Below are 18,468 nucleotides of genomic sequence, written 5' to 3' on the forward strand. Positions count from 1 at the left end.
GATCGACCATGAGTCCGCACAAGAAAGCTGCACCCGCGCCAGAACCGACCGAACCGTCGCGTATTCGCGAAGGCCTGCCCTTCCCGCTTGGCGCCACCTGGACCGGTCTGGGTGTGAACTTCGCGCTGTTTTCCGCCAATGCCACCAAGGTCGAACTTTGCATCTTCGATGCCAGTGGCGAAGAGGAAATCGAGCGCATCGAGTTGCCCGAGTACACCGACGAGATCTACCACGGCTACTTGCCCGACGCCCACCCAGGGCTGATCTACGGCTACCGTGTGCATGGCCCTTACGATCCCGAGAACGGCCACCGTTTCAACCCCAACAAGCTGCTGATCGACCCCTACGCCAAGCAGCTGGTAGGCGAACTCAAGTGGTCCGAGGCCCTGTTCGGCTATACCATCGGCCATCCCGATGGTGACCTCAGTTTCGACGAACGCGACAGCGCTCCATTCGTGCCGAAGAGCAAAGTCATCGACCCGGCCTACACCTGGGGCCGCGACCATCGCGTCAGTGTGCCGTGGGACAAGACCATCTTCTACGAGGCACATGTGCGCGGCCTGACCATGCAGCACCCTGCCGTGCCTGAGTCCCTGCGCGGGACCTTCGCCGGCCTCGCCGTGCCGGAAGTGGTCGACCACCTGAAGAACCTGGGGGTGACGTCGATCGAGTTGCTGCCGATCCATGGCTTCGTCAACGACCAGCACCTGTTGCAGAAAGGCCTCAACAACTACTGGGGCTACAACAGCATCGCGTTCTTCGCGCCGCATTCGCGCTACATCGCCAGCGGCAAGATCGCCGAGTTCAAGGAGATGATCGCGCACCTACACGACGCCGGCCTGGAAGTCATTCTCGACGTGGTCTACAACCACACCGCCGAAGGCAACGAGCAAGGGCCGACGCTGTCGATGCGCGGCATCGACAACGCCTCGTACTATCGCTTGATGCCCGAGAACAAGCGCTATTACATCAACGACTCAGGCACCGGCAACACGCTGGACCTGAGCCATCCCTGCGTGTTGCAGATGGTCACCGACTCGCTGCGCTACTGGGCCTCGGAAATGCACGTCGACGGCTTCCGCTTCGACCTGGCAACCATCCTCGGCCGCTACCACGACGGCTTCTCGGAACGGCACAGCTTCCTCGTCGCCTGTCGCCAGGACCCGGTGCTGCGCTCGGTGAAGCTCATCGCCGAGCCGTGGGACTGTGGCCCCGGTGGCTATCAGGTGGGCGGCTTCGCGCCGGGTTGGGCCGAATGGAACGATCGCTTCCGCGACACCGTACGGGCGTTCTGGAAAGGTGACGACGGCCAGCTTGCCGACTTCGCCGCGCGCATGACCGGCTCGGGCGACATGTTCAACCAGCGCGGTCGCCGGCCCTATTCTTCGGTCAACTTCATCACCGCGCACGATGGCTTTACCCTGCGCGACCTGGTGTCGTACAACGACAAGCACAACGAAGACAACGACGAAGACAACCAGGACGGCACCAGCAACAACGTCTCCTGGAACCACGGTGTCGAAGGCCCCAGTGACGATCCGGAAATCATCGAACTGCGCCTGCGCCAGATGCGCAACTTCTTTACCACCCTGTTGTTCTCCCAGGGTACGCCGATGATCGTCGCCGGCGACGAGTTCTCGCGCACGCAGGGTGGCAACAACAATGCCTACTGCCAGGACAGCGAGATCGGCTGGGTCAACTGGGAGCTCGACGAAGACGGCAAGGGCCTGCTGCGTTTCGTCAAACGCCTGATCAAGCTGCGCAACAGCTACCCGATCCTGCGCCGCAATCGCTTTCTGGTCGGCGAGTACAACGAAGCCATCGGCGTCAAGGACGTGACCTGGCTTGACCCGCTGGGCAACGAGATGACCGCCGAGCAATGGGAAGACGCCCATGGCCGCTGCCTGGGGATGATGCTCGATGGCCGCGCGCAGCCCAGTGGCATTCGCAAACCGGGCGCCGATGCGACCCTGCTGCTGATCGTCAATGCTCACCATGACGTCGTCAACTTCACCCTTCCCGAAGTACCGGAAGGTGAATACTGGAATTGCCGCATCGACACCAACCGCCCGGACCTGGGCGAGCATGAGCGTCTGGAATTCGGCAGCGAATTCCAGGTGACCGGTCGCTCGATGCTGATGTTCGAACTGCACCGGGATGTCGAAGAATGAAACCGACCCTGACCGAGGCTCTGACCTGGCCGGCGCAGGGTTACGCCGACACTGCAGCGCTGGGCAAGGAACTGCGGCGGCTGTGCGCCTCGGGCCTGGACAGCCTGCCGCTGCCCGCCGGTGGCGACACTTTGCAGCGCTGGCAGTGCCTGGCGGCCGTGGCCGGGCATGATCTGGGCCTGTGCAAACTGTACGAAGGCCACACTGACGCGTTGGCCATCATGCAGGAACTGGGCGCCGATCCCGCGCCCGAGGGCTCGATCTGGGGCACTTGGGCCTCGGAGCCGCCCCAGGCACGGGTGATGGTTCGCCACGAAGGTGAGCGCGTGCTGCTCAGCGGCCGCAAGGCCTGGTGTTCGGGCGCCAGCGTCGTCACCCATGGCCTGCTTACGGCATGGGATGACGATGGCCAGCAACAACTGGTCGCGGTGCCGATGGACCAAGCCAACCTGTGCGTCACCGACGACGGCTGGAACGCCGTGGGCATGGCCAACACCGGCAGCGTCGAGATCCTGCTGGAGAATGCCGAGGGCTGGTACGTCGGAATCGCAGGAAGCTACCTCAACCGCCCCGGTTTCTGGCTGGGCGGCATCGGCATCGCCGCGTGCTGGTTCGGTGCTGCCCGTGAGCTTGGGCGCTATCTGGCCGAGCACTGCCATGCCCGGCCCGAACCTCATGCACTGGCGCACCTGGGCGCAGTGGACCGGGCATTGGCGGCCTGCATTGCCGTCCTGCGCCAGGCCGCCATTGCTGCCGACCTGCAGCCCGATGGCCACTTCGAGCATTCGGCGCGACTGTGCCGCGCGGTGGCTGAACAGACCGCCGTCACCGTCATCAGCCATGTCGGCCGAGCCCTGGGCGCGGGCCCGTACTGCAAGGATCCTCATTTCGCCCGGTTGATCGCCGATCTGCCGGTATACCTGCGACAGAGCCATGCCGAGCGCGACCTCGCTGCGCTGGGCCAGTTGCTCGGCGCCCCCACGACGCGGACCTGGAGTTTATGAAAGAAAACCCTATCGTAGGCCAGGGCACGCCCCTGCAGGCCTGGCGCGGCTCGCGGCACTTGGCCGAACTGCCATTGATCGACGCCCAGACCCTGGTACCGGCCGGCTCGCGGGCGGTGATCATCGCCCCGCATCCGGACGACGAAGTGCTCGGCTGTGGTGGGCTTTTGCAATTGCTGGCAGGGCTGGATCGGCAGATCCTGATCATCTCCGTCACCGACGGGAGCGCCAGCCATCCGGGCTCGCAGACGTGGCCGGCCGAACGCCTCAGCGCCGTGCGGCCGCAGGAGAGCGCCGAGGCGCTGCACCGGTTGGGCTTGCCGTTGCACAGCCTGCAATGGATTCGCGGAGGCTTCGCCGACAGCGGTGTGGCGCACGAGGAGCAACGCCTGACCGAGTTCATTCAGCGCTACCTCAAGCCCACCGATGTGGTGTTCAGCACTTGGTGCAACGATGGCCACACCGACCATGAGGCGGTAGGCCGTGCGGGCGCAACGGCGGCCGCGGCTGCTGGCGCGAGCCATCATGAACTGCCGATCTGGACCTGGCACTGGGCGCAGCCCGAAGACGATCGGATCCCGTGGTCGCGCGCGCGCAAGCTGCCGCTGGACAAGGTGATGGTGGCGCGCAAGAGCCATGCGGTGCATGCCTTCGCCAGTCAGCTGGAAGGCGATCCACAGATAGGCCTGGCGCCTGTGCTGCCCCCCTACGTACTGGAGCGGTTGCTGCAGCCGTTCGAGGTGGTGTTTCTATGAGCGGACAAAGTGTCGACAACCAGTATTTCGACAAGCTCTACGAGGGCAACGACGACCCCTGGGCCATGCGTCATCGCTGGTACGAGCGGCGCAAGCGGGCATTGCTGCTCGCCTGCCTGCCGAAGGAGCGCTATGGCGCGATCTTCGAGCCCGGTTGTGCCAACGGCGAGACCAGCCTGGCACTGGCCACGCGCTGCGACGCCCTGCTCAGCTGCGACATGAACACCCGCGCGGTGGGCCTGACCCAGGCGCGCCTGAGCGACATCGCCCACGCCCAGGCGCGACAGGCCGCCCTGCCCGCCGACTGGCCAAGCGAGCGCTTCGACCTCATCGTGCTCAATGAACTGGGTTACTACCTGAGTCGCACCGACCTCAGCCAGGTCATCGAGAAAGCTCGTGCTTGCTTGAACCCCGGAGGCCAAGTGGTTGCTTGTCACTGGCTGGCGAGCATCGAGGGTGCGCCGCAGACGGCCACGCAGGTCCACGAACAGCTGCACGCGGAATTGGGCATGCACCGGCTGGTGGAACACAGGGAGGGTGATTTTCTACTGGAACTGTGGAGCTGCGAGTCGACGACCGTCGCTCAGCACGAGGGATTGCGCTGACCCTTGGAACACGCAGACTTGATACTCAGTCGAAAAAAAGGGGCTCCGTGAAGGAGCCCCTTTTCATTACCGTCAGCCCTGGATATCGGCCCGCGTAGGACGCAGGATCAATACACCCAGCGGTGGCAGGTTGAGGCTGATGGCGTGAGGTTGGCCATGGCTGCCCTCCTCTTCGGCGAAGACCTTGCCGCCGTTGCCGTAGTTGGAGCCAGCGTACTGCTCGGCGTCGCTGTTGAGCAGCTCTTCCCACTCGCCACCGAACGGCACGCCTACGCGGTAGGCCTCGCGCGGAACCGGCGTGAAGTTGGCAACCACCAGCACCGGCTCGTTATTGGCACTCCAGCGCAGCCAGGCAAAGACACTGTTGGTGGCGTCGTCGCCGATCAACCACTGGAAGCCCTCGGGTTGGCAGTCCTGCTGGTGCAGTGCCGGTACTTCGCGGTACAGCCTGTTGAGGTCGGCGACCAACTGCTGAACACCCTTGTGTTCGGAGTACTCGGTGAGGTACCAATCCAGCTGATGATCGTGGTTCCACTCCCGCCATTGGCCGAACTCGCAACCCATGAACAACAGCTTCTTGCCCGGATGAGTCCACATGAAACTCAGGTAGGCACGCAGGTTGGCAAACTTCTGCCAGCGGTCACCGGGCATCTTGTCGATCAGCGAGTGTTTGCCATGCACGACCTCATCATGGGAAATCGGCAGCACGAAATGTTCTGAATAGGCATACACCAAACCAAAACTGAGCTGCCCGTGATGATGCGGCCTGTGGATCGGATCGTTCTGGACGTAGTTGAGCGTGTCATGCATCCAGCCCATGTTCCACTTGTAGTCGAAACCCAGGCCGCCTTCCTGTGTGGGCTGAGTCACGCCCGGCCATGCGGTGGACTCTTCGGCTATCACCATGGCCCCCGGTGCTTCCTGTTTCACCACGTCATTGAGGTGACGCAGGAACGCGATGGTTTCCAGGTTCTCACGGCCGCCGTACTCGTTGGGCACCCATTCCCCTGACTTGCGCGAATAGTCGCGGTACAGCATCGACGCCACGGCATCGACGCGCAGGCCGTCGATATGGAACTGCTTGAGCCAGTGAACCGCGGAGGCAATCATGAAGCCATGCACTTCAGTGCGGCCCAGGTTGTAGATCAGCGTGTTCCAGTCTTGATGGAAGCCCTCCAGCGGGTTGTCGTATTCGTACAGCGCAGTGCCGTCGAAACGCGCCAGGCCATGCTCGTCGGTGGGGAAATGCGCCGGGACCCAGTCCAGGATCACACCGATTTCAGCTTTGTGGCAGGCATTGACGAACGCCGCGAAGTCCTCCGGCGTGCCATAGCGGGCCGACGGCGCGAATTGCGACAGCGGTTGATAACCCCACGAACCGCCGAATGGGTGCTCCATGATCGGCAGCAGCTCGATGTGGGTGAAGCCCATCTTCTGTACGTACGGAATCAGGCGCTCGGCCAGTTCATGCCAGTTGTAGGGACGAACCACCTCGCCTGCTTCGTCGAGCTCGCACATCCAAGAACCGGCATGCAGTTCGTAGATCGACTGTGGTGCACCCAGGGCGTGGCGCTCGGCGCGGATATCCAGCCAAGCGTTGTCGTCCCAGGCGAACTGCATCGGCTTGGCCACCCGCGAGGCGGTGGACGGCGGCAACTCGGTGCACAGGGCAATCGGGTCGGCCTTGAGCGGCAGAATGCCGTGCTGGCCAAGAATCTCGTATTTGTACGGTTCGCCAGGCTGCAGGCCGGGGATGAACAACTCCCAGACGCCGGCCGGGAAGCGTTGGCGCATTGGATGACGGCGACCGTCCCAGACGTTGAAGTCACCGACCACCGAAACCCGCTTGGCGTTCGGTGCCCAGACGGCGAAGCGCACGCCCTGCACGCCTTCGATTTCAATGAACTGGGCGCCGAAGACGCTGCCCAGGTTGCGATGCTTGCCCTCTGCAAACAGGTAGATGTCCATGTCGCCGAGCAGATTGCCATAGCTGTACGGATCTTCGCTGACCTGCACACCCCCGGCCCACTGCACGCGCAGCAGGTAGGGTTGGCTTTGCTCGATACGGCCGGTAAACAACCCGGGCACGTCGCCCTGGTCGAGGGTCGTCAGTGGATGCCCCCCGTCCTTGGCCAATACCTGCACGCTCAGGGCCGTCGGCAGGTAGGCACGGATGTAGCTGCCTGTGCCGCCATCGCTATGGGCACCCAGAACCGAGAACGGATCGGAATGGTCGGCACGGATCAGCGCCTCGATATCGGCTTTTGCCGGCAACGCGCCGGAATCGCGCTTGCCATGTTCGCTGTGCGCACTCATTGCTTATTCTCCCTCGTACTCAAGAGCCCGAACAGTCCGTGCAAGGGCACGGCCAACCAGCTCGGGCGATTCTCCGCTTCATAAGCGATCTCGTAGGCAGCCTTTTCCAGGCTGAACAAATCCAGTGCCGCGCGCGCGCCGTCCGGGTCCTGCCACTGATGTGGCACGGCCTGGGTCGCCAGGTCGTAGGCGCCGATGAACGCATGGCGGGCCTCGGCCAGGTAGCGCTGGGCCACGCGCTGGCGCGCCGATGCCGCTTCCTCCGAGGCATCGGTGCTTTGTACATTGCGGATCGCCATGGCCGCAGCGTAGTCGAACGAACGCAATACGCCCCCTACATCCTTGTAAGGACTGTATTTCGCGCGGCGCTCTTCGAGTGGCCGTGCAGGCTCGCCCTCGAAGTCGATCAGGTAGGCATCACCCTGCACCACCAGCATCTGGCCCAGGTGCAGGTCACCATGAACCCGCATGATCAGGCCGCCAGTGGCCTGCGCGCTGAGGCGCTCGACCTGGGCCAGCAACTCTTCGCGTCGGCCCAGCAGTTCGGCCACCAAAGCCTGGTCCTGCTCGGCAAATTCGGCGCGGCGCTGCTCGAGCAGGCCCAGCGCCCGCTCGACCTGGCTGACGATGCTTGTAGCCCAGCCTTGGGCATCTTTCTCGTTGCTCACCCGGGCGAGGAAATCGGCCTGGGCGCCGGACGCCGCCAGGGCGACGTGCATCTCGCCCAGGCGCTGGCCGAGCATGCCGGCAAAGTCTGCCAGCTCGCCCAGTGCGTCGTAGCGCTGGCCTTGTTCGGAATGGGCGAAGGCCATCTCGTCGCGAATCGCGCGCTCGAGGTTGTTCTGGGTCCATTCCCAGGCGTCGCCCTGATTGTTCAGGTAACCCTGGGCAATCATCAGCAAGTGCGGTGTTCCGCTGGCATCCACACGGCTGACGGACCCCATCAGCGGCGAGATGTTGGCGTAGCCCGCGGCGGTCAGGTAGGCACCCATTTCCAGCTCTGGATGGATGCCACCGCTGACGCGGCGAATCATCTTCAGCACCAGGCTACCGCCAACCACGACCGAGCTGTTGGACTGCTCGGCCGACAGGTAGCGGATCACCGAAGTCTGGTCGAGATTCAGGGCCGTCAGATGCTCGGTGGCCTGGAAGCGGATCTCGCCTTCGCCGGTCGCCAGGGTCTTCTCGACCTGAAGCCCTTCGATCACCGAGTGGATGAAGTTTTCCAGGACGAAGGCGTCGGTGATCAGGCCGACTTCACGGCCGCGCCGAACACGCGACAGCGCCAGTTGCAAGGGCAGCGGCGAGCCGCTGTGCTCCTCGGGAATGAAGCCGAACGGGAACTGGTAGCGGCTGGTCTGGCCACCAGCAGTGACCTCCAGCTCACTGAGGAGCACCGGGCTTTGCGGCGTGCCGAAGCGCACGCCGTAAGCGATGCGCAGGTTGTCGATGGCGACATCCTTGCCGCCGAACCAGCGCCGCTTGGGCAGGTACTGCAGCAGAGAGGTGTTTTCCAGAGTGCTGCGCGACGGCTCGTCGAGCAACTCCTCCATCCGTTGTTTCAAAACCAGGGTCTGGAAGTCAGGCATGCTTTGGGCCGGTTCGACGTGCCAACTCGGCATCTGGGTTTCGCTGGCCAGCAGGAACCAATAGAAGCCGTAGGGTGGCAAGGTCAGCAGAAAATTCAGCTGACCGATGGGTGGGAAGGCGCTGCCGCCGAGCATCTCTACCGGCACCATGCCGGCGTACGGGGACAGATCCAATTCAGCCGCTTGGGCGGCACGCGAGACGTTGGCGACACACAACACGATCTCGGTCTTGCCATCGCTGCCGGTGTATTCACGCACGTAGGCCAGGATGCGGCGGTTGGTCGGCGTGAGCATGGTCAGGGTACCGCGGCCGAACGCTTTCTGCTGACGGCGCACGGCGAGCATGCGCCGGGTCCAGTTCAGCAGCGAGTGCGGGTCGTTGGCCTGGGTTTCGACGTTGACCGACTGGTAGCCATAGAGCGGATCCATGATCGGCGGCAGCACCAGGCTGGCCGGGTCGGCGCGCGAGAAGCCGCCGTTTCGGTCGATCGACCACTGCATGGGCGTGCGCACACCGTCGCGGTCACCCAGGTAGATATTGTCGCCCATGCCGATTTCGTCACCGTAATACAGGGTCGGTGTGCCGGGCATGGACAGCAGCAGGCTGTTGAGCAATTCGACCCGGCGGCGATCACGTTCGAGCAGCGGCGCCAGGCGACGACGAATGCCGAGGTTGATCCGCGCGCGGCTGTCGGCCGCGTAGTAGTTCCACAGGTAATCGCGCTCACGGTCGGTGACCATTTCCAGGGTCAGTTCATCGTGGTTGCGCAGGAAGATCGCCCATTGGCAGTTGGCTGGAATGGCAGGCGTCTGGCGCAGAATGTCGGTGACCGGAAAGCGGTCTTCCTGCGCCAGTGCCATGTACATGCGTGGCATCAACGGGAAATGGAACGCCATGTGGCACTCGTCGCCGTTGTCGCCGTGAGCATCGCCGAAGTACAGCTGGGTGTCCTCTGGCCACTGGTTGGCCTCGGCCAGCAGCATGCGGTCCGGGTAATTGGCATCGATCTCGGCACGGATCTGCTTGAGCACCTGGTGGGTCTCGGGCAGGTTTTCGTTGTTGGTGCCGTCGCGCTCGATCAGGTACGGGATGGCATCCAGGCGCAAGCCGTCGATGCCCATGTCCAGCCAGTAGCGCATGACGTCGATGACCGCTTTCATCACTTGCGGGTTGTCGAAATTCAAATCCGGCTGGTGCGAATAGAAACGGTGCCAGAAGTATTGGCCTGCGACGGGGTCCCAGGTCCAGTTGGACTTCTCGGTATCGAGAAAGATGATTCGCGTTCCGTCGTATTTCTCATCGCTATCGGACCACACGTAGAAATCGCGAGCCTTGGAGCCCTTCTTGGCCTTGCGCGCGCGCTGAAACCAGGGGTGCTGGTCGGAAGTGTGGTTGATCACCAGCTCGGTGATCACACGCAAGCCGCGCTTGTGCGCCTCGCTGATGAAACGGCGAACATCGGCCAATGTGCCGTAGTCCGAGTGCACCGCCTTGTACTCGGCGATGTCGTAGCCGTCGTCGCGACGTGGCGACGGGTAGAACGGCAGCAGCCAAATGGTATTGACGCCCAGATCGGCGATGTAATCGAGTTTGGCGATCAACCCCGGAAAGTCACCGATGCCGTCGTTGTCGGAGTCGAAGAACGACTTGACGTGGACCTGATAGATAACCGCATCCTTGTACCAGAGCGGATCATCGATGAACGCTTGCGACCGAGGCTTTTTCGCCATTGTGGATTCCCTGTAGTGAGCAGCGTGTCTGGAGCGGCTGGACATCGCCTGGAGCAGCGTAAGACACCGAGTGCGGCGTACAACGTGGCGCTTGCCTACGGCTGTACGCGGGTGATCCTCCAGATACCGAACGGTTGATAGGCAGGGTCGATCCGCATGAACTGATTCTTGCCGTGCCACGTCCAGCGATGCCCGGTCATCAGGTCTTCGCCGTTGGTGGCCGCATCGTCGTCCAGGCCCAACTCCCACAGCGGCAGCTCGAAATGGGCTTCCTGGACGTTGTATGGATCGAGGCTCACGGCGACCAGCACATAGTTGCTGCGGTCAGCGGTCCGCTTGCCGAAATACAGGACGTTATCGTTGTAGCACTGAAAGAACTCGACGCCCAGATGTGTTTGCAGCGCCGGGTTCTGACGGCGAATCCGGTTGAGCTGGGCGATCTCGGCAATGATGTTGCCGGGGGCGGTGAAGTCACGCGGGCGGATCTCGTACTTCTCCGAGTCCAGATACTCTTCCTTGCCAGGGATGGGCGCCGATTCACACAGTTCGAAACCCGAATACATGCCCCACAGGCCGGAGCCCATGGTCGCCAGCGCCGCGCGGATGAGGAACCCGGCGCGGCCGTTGTCGTGCAGGAAGAACGGGTTGATGTCCGGCGTGTTGACGAAGAAGTTCGGCCGGTAGCAGTGCGCCCACGGTGCCTGGTTGAGCTGGGTGAAATAGGTGGTCAGCTCCGGCTTGGTATTGCGCCAGGTGAAGTAGGTGTAGCTCTGCGAGTAACCGACCTTGCCCAGGCGCGCCATCATGGCTGGCTTGGTGAACGCCTCTGCAAGGAACATCACGCTTGGGTCCTTGCTGCGGATATCGGCGATCAGCCATTGCCAGAATGGCAGCGGCTTGGTGTGCGGGTTGTCGACGCGAAAGATCTTCACACCTTCCTCGACCCAGCCCCACACCACGTCGCGCAGCTCGGTCCACAGGCCCGGCACTGCGTCGGCAGCGTAGAAGTCGACGTTGACGATGTCCTGGTATTTCTTCGGCGGGTTTTCCGCATAGCGGATGGTGCCGTCCGGGCGCCAGCTGAACCAGCCCGGGTGCTCTTTGAGCCACAGGTGGTCCTGGGAGCACTGGATGGCGAAGTCCAGCGCGATTTCCAGACCGTGCTCGGCCGCCGCGGCCACCAGCCTGCGGAAGTCTTCCCGCGTGCCCAGCTGCGGGTGAATGGCCTCGTGCCCACCCTCGGCGCTGCCGATGGCATAAGGGCTGCCTGGATCGTCCGGGCCGGCGGTCAGGGAGTTGTTCGGGCCCTTGCGGTGAGCGCGTCCGATTGGATGGATCGGCGGGAAGTACAGCACGTCGAAGTTCATGTCGCGAATCATCGGCAGACGGCTGTGCACGTCATTGAAGGTGCCATGACGAGCTTTGTCATCGGTGATCGAGCGCGGAAACAACTCGTACCAGCTGGCGAACTGCGCGAGTTCGCGTTCTACGTCCAGGGCATATTCGACACTGGAGCAGAGGAACGCGCGCGAGTCCGCCAGGGACATCAGGGCCTGGGTGTCACGCTGCAACAGCAGCGCGACCTTGGCGTCCTGATCCAGCCCCTGCAATTCGTCGTGCAACTGGCGCAGTTGGCGTGCCAGGGTATCCTGGCTGCGGCTGGCGGCCTGCTCGAGGTGCACGCGGCCTTCTTCCAGTTCCAGGTCGATGGTCACGCCAGCGGCGTACTTCTTTTCCAGTTCGTAGCGGTAGCTGGCGAACTGGTCGATCCAGGCGTCGATGCAATAGGCATGGGTGCCGACGCTGTCGACGACCAGCTCGGCTTCCCAGCTGTCGTTGCCCAGCTCGCGCATGGCAGTGCTGTGCCAGGTGTCGGTGCCCGCCTCATGCCAGCGCAGGACCACGGCCAGCTTGTCATGACCGTCGGCGTAGACCTTGGTGCTGACCGTGACCGTCTGGCCGACGATGGCCTTGACGGCAAACTGACCACCGTCAATGACAGGCTGCGTGTCTTCGATCACGATCCGAGGCAGCAGCAGCGCCTGGGACAGGCTCAGCACGTGGTCTGGCGTCTGTTCGTCGGTCGCGTTCTGGTCCGCTTGGAAAGTCTGATCAGCCGTCATCGAGCCTCGCTCCTGTGCGTCACCTGGACGCTGTTGTGCTTGTGCAAGCGGTGAAGTGAACCGGGTTTGTCTTTCGCTTAGGTTCGGAGCCAAGCCTCGAGGGAAAGTTCATATGCTTTTACACGTTGCAACGCGCTTGGACGGACCGAAATCGTTGTAAACGATGTCTACCACAGGCATATGTCCATTACCTACCAGAGGCCGCCCCATGAACCTTCCTCTTCCGCCTGAATCAACGGATCCGAACATCGACGAACCTCCCCTGCCGGACGTGCCACCCACGGTGCCTCAAGACGATCCGGACGGTGTCCCGGTGCAACCGACCGTGCCACCCACTCCGATTGTCGATCCTCCCATCGACCCTGCGCCGATCCAGGCCTGAACCCGGCACGCATCACCGGCAAGCCATGTGCGCATGGCCTGCCGGCTGTGCGCACCGCTGTGGCATAGTGCGGCCCTCGCCCATGGACCCAGGCCGGTCATGAAACGCTACGAGCAGTTTGCCCACCACATCGCCGAGCTCATTCGCACCGGCGTGCTGAAGCCCGACGAGCGCGTGCCCTCCGTGCGGCATGCCAGCCAGACTCAGGGTGTCAGCCCCTCTACCGTGTTCCAGGCCTATTACCTGCTCGAGCGACGCGGAATGATCCGCGCCCGGCCGCGTTCCGGGTACTTCGTCAATGCGCTGGCCGAACGATCGCTGGAGGAGCCCTCGGCGACCTCGCAGATGCTGGCCGAGTCGACCGATGTCGACGTCAGTGAGCTGGTGTTTTCCATCCTCGATTCGATCAAGGATCCGAACACGGTGCCACTGGGGTCTGCCTTTCCCAGCCCTGACCTGTTTCCATTGCCGCGCCTGGCGCGCTCGCTGGCCAGTACCAGCCGAGCCATGCACCCGCGCGAAACGGTCACCGATCTGTCGCCGGGCAGCCCCGAGCTGCGCCGGCAGATCGCCTTGCGCTACAACATCGCCGGCATCAACCTGCCGGTCGACGAACTGCTGATCACCAACGGTGCACTGGAAGCCCTGAACCTGTGCCTGCAGGCGGTGACCGAGCCAGGTGACATGGTGGCCATCGAGGCACCGGCGTTCTACGCCTGCCTGCAGGTGTTGGAGCGGCTCAAGCTCAAGGCGGTGGAGATTCCCACCCATCCGCGCGACGGGTTGGACGTGGATGCCTTGGCGAAGGCCCTGCAGCGCCTGCCGATCAAGGCGTGCTGGTGCATGCCGACGTTCCAGAATCCGATCGGTGCAAGCATGCCAGAGGCGCGCAAGCGTCAACTGGTAGCGCTGCTGCATGAACACCAGGTGCCCTTGATCGAAGACGACGTGTACGCCGAGCTGTACTTCGGCCAGCACGCGCCGCGCCCGGCCAAGGCCTATGACAGCGATGGCTGGGTGCTGCATTGCGGATCGTTCGCCAAAAGCCTGGCACCCGGGTACAGGATCGGCTGGGTCGCTGCCGGACGCTTTGCGCAGAAGGTCGAGCGCCTGAAGATCATGACCTCGATCTGCGCTTCGGTGCCGGGTCAGGCGGCCATTGCCGACTACCTTCAACACGGCGGCTATGATCGACACCTGCATCGGTTGCGCGGTGCACTGCAGGGCCAGCAGCACGCAATGATGGCAGCCATCGCGCGTTATTTTCCCGAGGACACCCGGGTGAGTCGTCCCGAGGGCGGGTACTTCCTGTGGCTCGAATTGCCGACGAGAGTCGATTCGCTGCAGCTGTTTCGCCTGGCGTTGGCGCAAGGCATCAGCATTGCGCCGGGCCCGATCTTTTCCGCCAGCGGCCGATTCGGCAACTGCATTCGTTTGAACTACGGCTCGCCGATGGGCAAGGTTCAGTTGGCCGCCATGCAGACGCTGGGCAATCTGGTCCGCGAGTTGGCCTGAGCCGGGCGCGCAAGCAGCTGCAGCGAATGACACACCGTGCATTGACAGATGCACCGCGGCGCTCTCTTCGCGGCCGCTGACCGCTCCTACGGGGGATTTGGGGTCTCGGCCTGACAGACGCACCGCGGCGCTCTCTTCGCGGCCAATGACCGCTCCTACGGGGGATTTGGGGTCTCGGCCTGACAGACGTACTGCGGCGCTCTCTTCGCGGCCGCTGACCGCTCCTACGGGGGATTCGGGTTCTTGGCCGATCGGGGATGCGGTGGAACCCGGATCCTGTAGCAGCGGCGCAAGCCGCGTCCGGGAGCACTGCAGATCGGGCTGAATCAAAACCAAATGTGTGCGATCAGCGGCTACAATAGCAAGCAAGCTAGGCAACGATCACGCCCGCGCGCAACCCGTTCCATGCGCCTGCGCAGCGCTCTATTCCGGCACTGTCGGTTGAAACCCGAACCCACTTGGGGCAGTCTTGCATGCAGCCCGGCCCACGGACCGCTCCAACCCTGGCATGCAGCCGTATTGACACCCATTCGGCACCACTGCTAAACATTAACTACCCAGTTAGTTTTGCCTCACTCCAGCGCACGCAGCGTCGCCTGCACCGGGGTGAAAACGAAGCCAACGGTTCCAATGCTTCATAATAAAAACAACGGAGACACAGCATGGCGCATGCTCAGTCAGAATCGCACGGCTCGCAGCAAACCAAGAAGGCCACCGCCAGCGGTTGGGTCGGTTCCGCTCTGGAATACTACGACTTCTTCATCTATGCCCAGGCCGCGGCGTTGATCTTTCCGCAAATCTTCTTTCCCAACACCGACCCCAAGGTCGCCATCGTCGCCTCCCTGGCCACCTACGGCGTAGGCTACGTTGCACGCCCCATCGGCGCGTTCTTCCTCGGCCACTGGGGCGATACCCGCGGCCGCAAGAACGTATTGCTGTTGTGCATGTTCCTGATGGGCTTCGCCACCATGGCCGTCGGCCTGCTGCCGACCTACAGCCAGGTCGGCCTCTGGGCACCGGCCATGCTGGTGGTGCTGCGCTTGATCCAGGGCTTCGCGGTCGCAGGGGAGATATCCGGAGCCAGTTCCATGGTCCTGGAACACGCGCCGTTCGGACGGCGAGGTTTCTACGCCAGTTTCACCTTGCAGGGCGTGCAGGCCGGACAAATCTTTGCCGCAGCGATTTTCCTGCCGTTGGCCTATTTCATGCCAGACGAAGCGTTCAACTCGTGGGGCTGGCGTATTCCGTTCCTGCTCAGTGCCGTGGTGCTGATCGCCGGCTACATCATTCGCCGCGAGGTCAATGAAACCCCAGCCTTCGAAACTCAGGAAGCGCGCGCCACCATCACCAAGTCGCCGGTCCTGGAGGCTTTCAAGCACAGCTGGCGGAACATGGGGCTGGTCATGTGCATGGCGCTGATGAACGTGATCCCGGTGGTCGCGACCATCTTCGGCGCCGCGTACGCGGTGCAACCGGCCTACGGCATCGGTTTCGCGAAGAGCGTGTACCTGTGGATCCCGGTGATCGGCAACATCGTGGCGGTATGCGTGATCCCGTTCGTGGGTAACCTCTCGGACCGGATCGGTCGCCGTCCGATGATCATCGGTGGCGCACTGAGCTCCGGCATCCTGTCGTTCTTCTACCTGTATGCGATCAGCGTGCATAACGTACCGCTGGCCATCGGCATGTCGATTCTGATGTGGGGCGTGTTCTACCAGGGCTACAACGCGGTGTTTCCAAGTTTCTACCCTGAGCTTTTCGAAACCCGCTACCGCGTCTCGGCCATGGCCATTTCGCAGAATGTCGGCACGCTGATCACCGCCATGCTTCCGGTGCTGTTCGCCGCGATGGCTCCACCGGGCTCCGCCAACATTCCCATGGTAGTGGGTTCACTGGCCTTGGGTGTGTGCTGCATCGCAGCGTTGGCAGCGTTCTGTGCCAAGGAGACCTATCGCATCCCGTTGAACGAGCTGGGCAAGCCAGGCGCCGCTGCAGTGGACTCGCAGGCGTATGAGCGCAGTCGCCAGGAGGCTTTCAGTTCAGTGCGCTGATCTACCCCCGCATCACCCGAAGGCCCCTGCACATGCAGGGGCCTTTTTCGTTCTAACCGCCCGGATTGGTGTACTGCGCATACACCGCGAACACACCCAGCAACACCCACAGCACACTGAACAGGAACGGCGATCTCATGGAGAACAGCAACGCTCCGCGCCAGCGCTTTTCACTCGACTCGCGCTCGCTGAACAGCGGCGACTCGTCATAGGCCGCGCCCATCGCCGGCTCGCTGTCCAACAACTGGCTCTGCTTGAAATGCCAATGGTCGATGATGTCGTAGGCCGAGCGGATGCCCGGCCAGGCATGCAGCGAGCTGACCAGGCCGAACAGCGCCAGCAGCGGCGGCACGACCAAGGTGAACAGCTTGCCCCACTCCGGGTTCAGGTTGGCCATGGACGAGGCATAGGCAATGACCAGGAAAGACTGTGCGGACAGATAGGCGTCGGTGCGGTTGGAAAGAATGGAGGTTTCGTACTGGATCTCCTTGCGGTAGAAGTCCAGGCGATCCTTGGGGCTGCCGAACATCAGCACATCGGCTGCCGCGTCGGCTTTGGCAGGCGTCTGAACGTCATCGACGATGATCTGCGACATGGCTGCATTCCTTTTGCGGTAAGGCTCATCGGAAAGCCTGCGGCGGGATTGGTTCAGCGCAACCGACCGGCGGGTACGGTCACTAAAAGCGTAAAAATGTGAAATATCCCCTTACACCTTTTTGCAACTTGTCAGGTCATATGACATCCTAACTCATGATTGAATGACCCCCTGATCCATCCACAAAAACAACAAAGGGAATTCACCCAATGACGAGTACCCACTCGCTCGAAAAAAAGGCGGCCGCTCCCACGACTCGCATGGGCCGCCTTGCCAAGATCATCGGACCGGGCATTATCGCCGTGTTGTCATGGCTGGGCGCCGGTGACTTGATCACCTCCTCCGTAGCGGGCGCCAACTACGGCTATGCCATGATGTGGGTGCTGGCAGTGTCGCTGCTGCTCAGATTCCTCATCGTCAACATCATTGCCCGCTTCCAGCTGTGCAACAACCAGGGCATGACCATCCTGCAGGGTTATGCACAACTGCACCCATTCTTCGCCTGGTTCATGCTGGGCTACGCATTGATCATGGGCCACTTGACCAACGCCTACATGATCAAGGGCGCTGGCGAAGCATTGGCCACCCTGCTCCACATCAATCAGCCACTGCTGGCGTCCTTTGCCGTGGTACTGGGTGTGTGGCTGCTGGTGGGGCGCAACATCTATTCGCTCATCGAAGGCGTCATGAAAGGTCTGCTGGCCCTGATGACCCTGGCGTTCATGGCGCTGGCGATCATGTCCAAACCGGACGTGGGCGGCATCCTGGCCGGGACTATCGGCTTCAGCATTCCACCTGATGAAGGCGTGCATGGCGCGCTGCTGGTCGCGGTATCGGTGATCGGTGCGGTGGCCGGCTCGATCGCCAACTTCGTCCACCCCTACGTGATGCGCCAGAAAGGCTGGGTAGGCCCGGAACACAAACGCATCCAGCGTAACGACCTGCTGTTCGCGGTATTCGTCGGCATCATCATCAACTTGGCCATCTGGGTGGTGGGTGCGGAAATCCTGCGTCCCAACGGCATCGAAGTGAAAACCCTGGATGACCTGGGCTCGGCACTGCAGATGTTCTTCGGCACCGGCGGCTGGCTGATCTTCTTCGTCGGCGTGTTCGCCACGCTGTTCGCCAGCATCGCTGGCAAGACCACTGCCTTCCCGATGCTGATCACCGATGCCTTCCAGCACATCCGTCCGGAGCGTCGCGAGAAATATGGCAAGGAGTTCCATCATGACCCGATGCACAAATGGTTCATGCTGTTCATCCTGGTTACGCCGCTGGTGTGGTCGCTGCCCGGCATGCCCGACTTCGTGACCCTGACCATTGGCGTGAATGCACTGAACATCATTGGCCTGCCAGTGATTTCCCTTGGCCTGCTGATCATGTCCAACCAGAAGAAGCTGCTCGGTAAATATCGCAACAACTGGTTCGAAAACATCGCGCTGGGCTTCGCCACCATCCTGGCCGTATGGGTCGCGTTCCAACTGGGCATGCAATTGCTGGCTTGATCGCCCCTTCCCCCCTGTGAGCGGCCGACGGCCGCCCCCACCAAGTTTGGCCGCATGCCGTTCGTCGGCATGCGGGCACCTCCTGGCCTCCCTCATAGCCCAATGCATGAAGCATTCACGAACAAG

Annotated in this window: 12 protein-coding genes; 8 read left to right on the forward strand and 4 right to left on the reverse strand. The window is 62.5% G+C overall.

Going from position 1 to position 18,468, the window contains the following annotated elements; translation table 11 throughout:
* Window positions 1–8 precede the first annotated feature (8 nt).
* Genes glgX through IFT76_RS18075 form a run of 4 tightly spaced genes read left to right on the forward strand, consistent with a single transcriptional unit; the run spans window position 9 to window position 4,535 of the window.
* Window positions 9–2,171 (forward strand): glycogen debranching protein GlgX, encoded by a 2,163-nt coding sequence (glgX, locus tag IFT76_RS18060; protein WP_122477839.1) that lies wholly within the window; start codon window positions 9–11, stop codon window positions 2,169–2,171.
* On the forward strand, window positions 2,168–3,175 hold the full coding sequence (locus tag IFT76_RS18065; RefSeq protein ID WP_192059643.1) for an acyl-CoA dehydrogenase family protein: 1,008 nt from the start codon (window positions 2,168–2,170) through the stop codon (window positions 3,173–3,175). Before glgX ends, IFT76_RS18065 begins: the two co-directional genes overlap by 4 nt.
* Window positions 3,172–3,930, forward strand: a complete 759-nt coding sequence (locus IFT76_RS18070) for a PIG-L deacetylase family protein (protein ID WP_122477836.1) — start codon at window positions 3,172–3,174, stop codon at window positions 3,928–3,930. The genes IFT76_RS18065 and IFT76_RS18070 overlap by 4 nt, the downstream gene beginning before the upstream one ends.
* Window positions 3,927–4,535: a class I SAM-dependent methyltransferase gene (locus IFT76_RS18075; protein ID WP_192059645.1), complete on the forward strand. Its 609-nt coding sequence runs from the start codon at window positions 3,927–3,929 to the stop codon at window positions 4,533–4,535. The genes IFT76_RS18070 and IFT76_RS18075 overlap by 4 nt, the downstream gene beginning before the upstream one ends.
* Before the next feature lie 72 nt (window positions 4,536–4,607).
* Here the strand turns inward: IFT76_RS18075 and glgB are convergent, their stop codons facing one another.
* The 3 genes from glgB to IFT76_RS18090 all read right to left on the reverse strand — a co-directional run bounded on the left by glgB (window position 4,608) and on the right by IFT76_RS18090 (window position 12,294).
* Window positions 4,608–6,851, reverse strand: a complete 2,244-nt coding sequence (gene glgB, locus IFT76_RS18080; protein WP_192059646.1) for a 1,4-alpha-glucan branching protein GlgB — start codon at window positions 6,849–6,851, stop codon at window positions 4,608–4,610.
* Window positions 6,848–10,171, reverse strand: coding sequence for a maltose alpha-D-glucosyltransferase (gene treS, locus IFT76_RS18085; RefSeq protein WP_192059648.1), 3,324 nt, complete (start codon window positions 10,169–10,171; stop codon window positions 6,848–6,850). Before treS ends, glgB begins: the two co-directional genes overlap by 4 nt.
* A gap of 95 nt (window positions 10,172–10,266) precedes the next feature.
* Window positions 10,267–12,294, reverse strand: a complete 2,028-nt coding sequence (locus IFT76_RS18090) for an alpha-1,4-glucan--maltose-1-phosphate maltosyltransferase (RefSeq protein WP_192059650.1) — start codon at window positions 12,292–12,294, stop codon at window positions 10,267–10,269.
* A 208-nt stretch (window positions 12,295–12,502) separates the two neighbouring features.
* Here IFT76_RS18090 and IFT76_RS18095 point away from each other — a divergent pair, with 208 nt between their 5' ends.
* The 3 genes from IFT76_RS18095 to IFT76_RS18105 all read left to right on the forward strand — a co-directional run bounded on the left by IFT76_RS18095 (window position 12,503) and on the right by IFT76_RS18105 (window position 16,242).
* Window positions 12,503–12,676: a hypothetical protein gene (locus IFT76_RS18095; RefSeq protein WP_192059652.1), complete on the forward strand. Its 174-nt coding sequence runs from the start codon at window positions 12,503–12,505 to the stop codon at window positions 12,674–12,676.
* Between the two features lie 99 nt (window positions 12,677–12,775).
* The gene (gene mapR / locus IFT76_RS18100) at window positions 12,776–14,191 is read left to right on the forward strand and encodes a GntR family transcriptional regulator MpaR (protein WP_192059655.1); all 1,416 of its coding nucleotides are present in this window, start codon (window positions 12,776–12,778) and stop codon (window positions 14,189–14,191) included.
* 662 nt (window positions 14,192–14,853) lie between these two features.
* A complete protein-coding gene (locus IFT76_RS18105) occupies window positions 14,854–16,242 on the forward strand; it encodes an MFS transporter (RefSeq protein ID WP_122796998.1) in 1,389 nt (462 codons plus the stop codon).
* Window positions 16,243–16,294: 52 nt separating this feature from the next.
* On the opposite strand, the gene IFT76_RS18110 is transcribed toward IFT76_RS18105, so the two are convergent.
* Window positions 16,295–16,837 (reverse strand): hypothetical protein, encoded by a 543-nt coding sequence (locus IFT76_RS18110; RefSeq protein ID WP_446731108.1) that lies wholly within the window; start codon window positions 16,835–16,837, stop codon window positions 16,295–16,297.
* 209 nt (window positions 16,838–17,046) lie between these two features.
* Here IFT76_RS18110 and IFT76_RS18115 point away from each other — a divergent pair, with 209 nt between their 5' ends.
* Window positions 17,047–18,342: an Nramp family divalent metal transporter gene (locus IFT76_RS18115; protein ID WP_122715514.1), complete on the forward strand. Its 1,296-nt coding sequence runs from the start codon at window positions 17,047–17,049 to the stop codon at window positions 18,340–18,342.
* Window positions 18,343–18,468 lie beyond the last annotated feature (126 nt).

It is taken from the genome of Pseudomonas sp. CFBP 13727, from assembly GCF_014841915.1.
GTDB lineage: Bacteria > Pseudomonadota > Gammaproteobacteria > Pseudomonadales > Pseudomonadaceae > Aquipseudomonas > Aquipseudomonas baltica.

Excerpts from the sequence above, each read along its gene's own strand:
- IFT76_RS18070 (WP_122477836.1), top strand. The coding sequence starts at position 3,172 with ATGAAAGAAAACCCTATCGTAGGCCAGGGCACGCCCCTGCAGGCCTGG.
- IFT76_RS18095 (WP_192059652.1), top strand. The coding sequence starts at position 12,503 with ATGAACCTTCCTCTTCCGCCTGAATCAACGGATCCGAACATCGACGAA.
- IFT76_RS18115 (WP_122715514.1), top strand. The coding sequence starts at position 17,047 with ATGACGAGTACCCACTCGCTCGAAAAAAAGGCGGCCGCTCCCACGACT.
- glgB (WP_192059646.1), bottom strand. The coding sequence starts at position 6,851 with ATGAGTGCGCACAGCGAACATGGCAAGCGCGATTCCGGCGCGTTGCCG.
- IFT76_RS18075 (WP_192059645.1), top strand. The coding sequence starts at position 3,927 with ATGAGCGGACAAAGTGTCGACAACCAGTATTTCGACAAGCTCTACGAG.
- IFT76_RS18110 (WP_446731108.1), bottom strand. The coding sequence starts at position 16,837 with ATGTCGCAGATCATCGTCGATGACGTTCAGACGCCTGCCAAAGCCGAC.
- IFT76_RS18065 (WP_192059643.1), top strand. The coding sequence starts at position 2,168 with ATGAAACCGACCCTGACCGAGGCTCTGACCTGGCCGGCGCAGGGTTAC.
- IFT76_RS18105 (WP_122796998.1), top strand. The coding sequence starts at position 14,854 with ATGGCGCATGCTCAGTCAGAATCGCACGGCTCGCAGCAAACCAAGAAG.
- glgX (WP_122477839.1), top strand. The coding sequence starts at position 9 with ATGAGTCCGCACAAGAAAGCTGCACCCGCGCCAGAACCGACCGAACCG.
- treS (WP_192059648.1), bottom strand. The coding sequence starts at position 10,171 with ATGGCGAAAAAGCCTCGGTCGCAAGCGTTCATCGATGATCCGCTCTGG.
- IFT76_RS18090 (WP_192059650.1), bottom strand. The coding sequence starts at position 12,294 with ATGACGGCTGATCAGACTTTCCAAGCGGACCAGAACGCGACCGACGAA.
- mapR (WP_192059655.1), top strand. The coding sequence starts at position 12,776 with ATGAAACGCTACGAGCAGTTTGCCCACCACATCGCCGAGCTCATTCGC.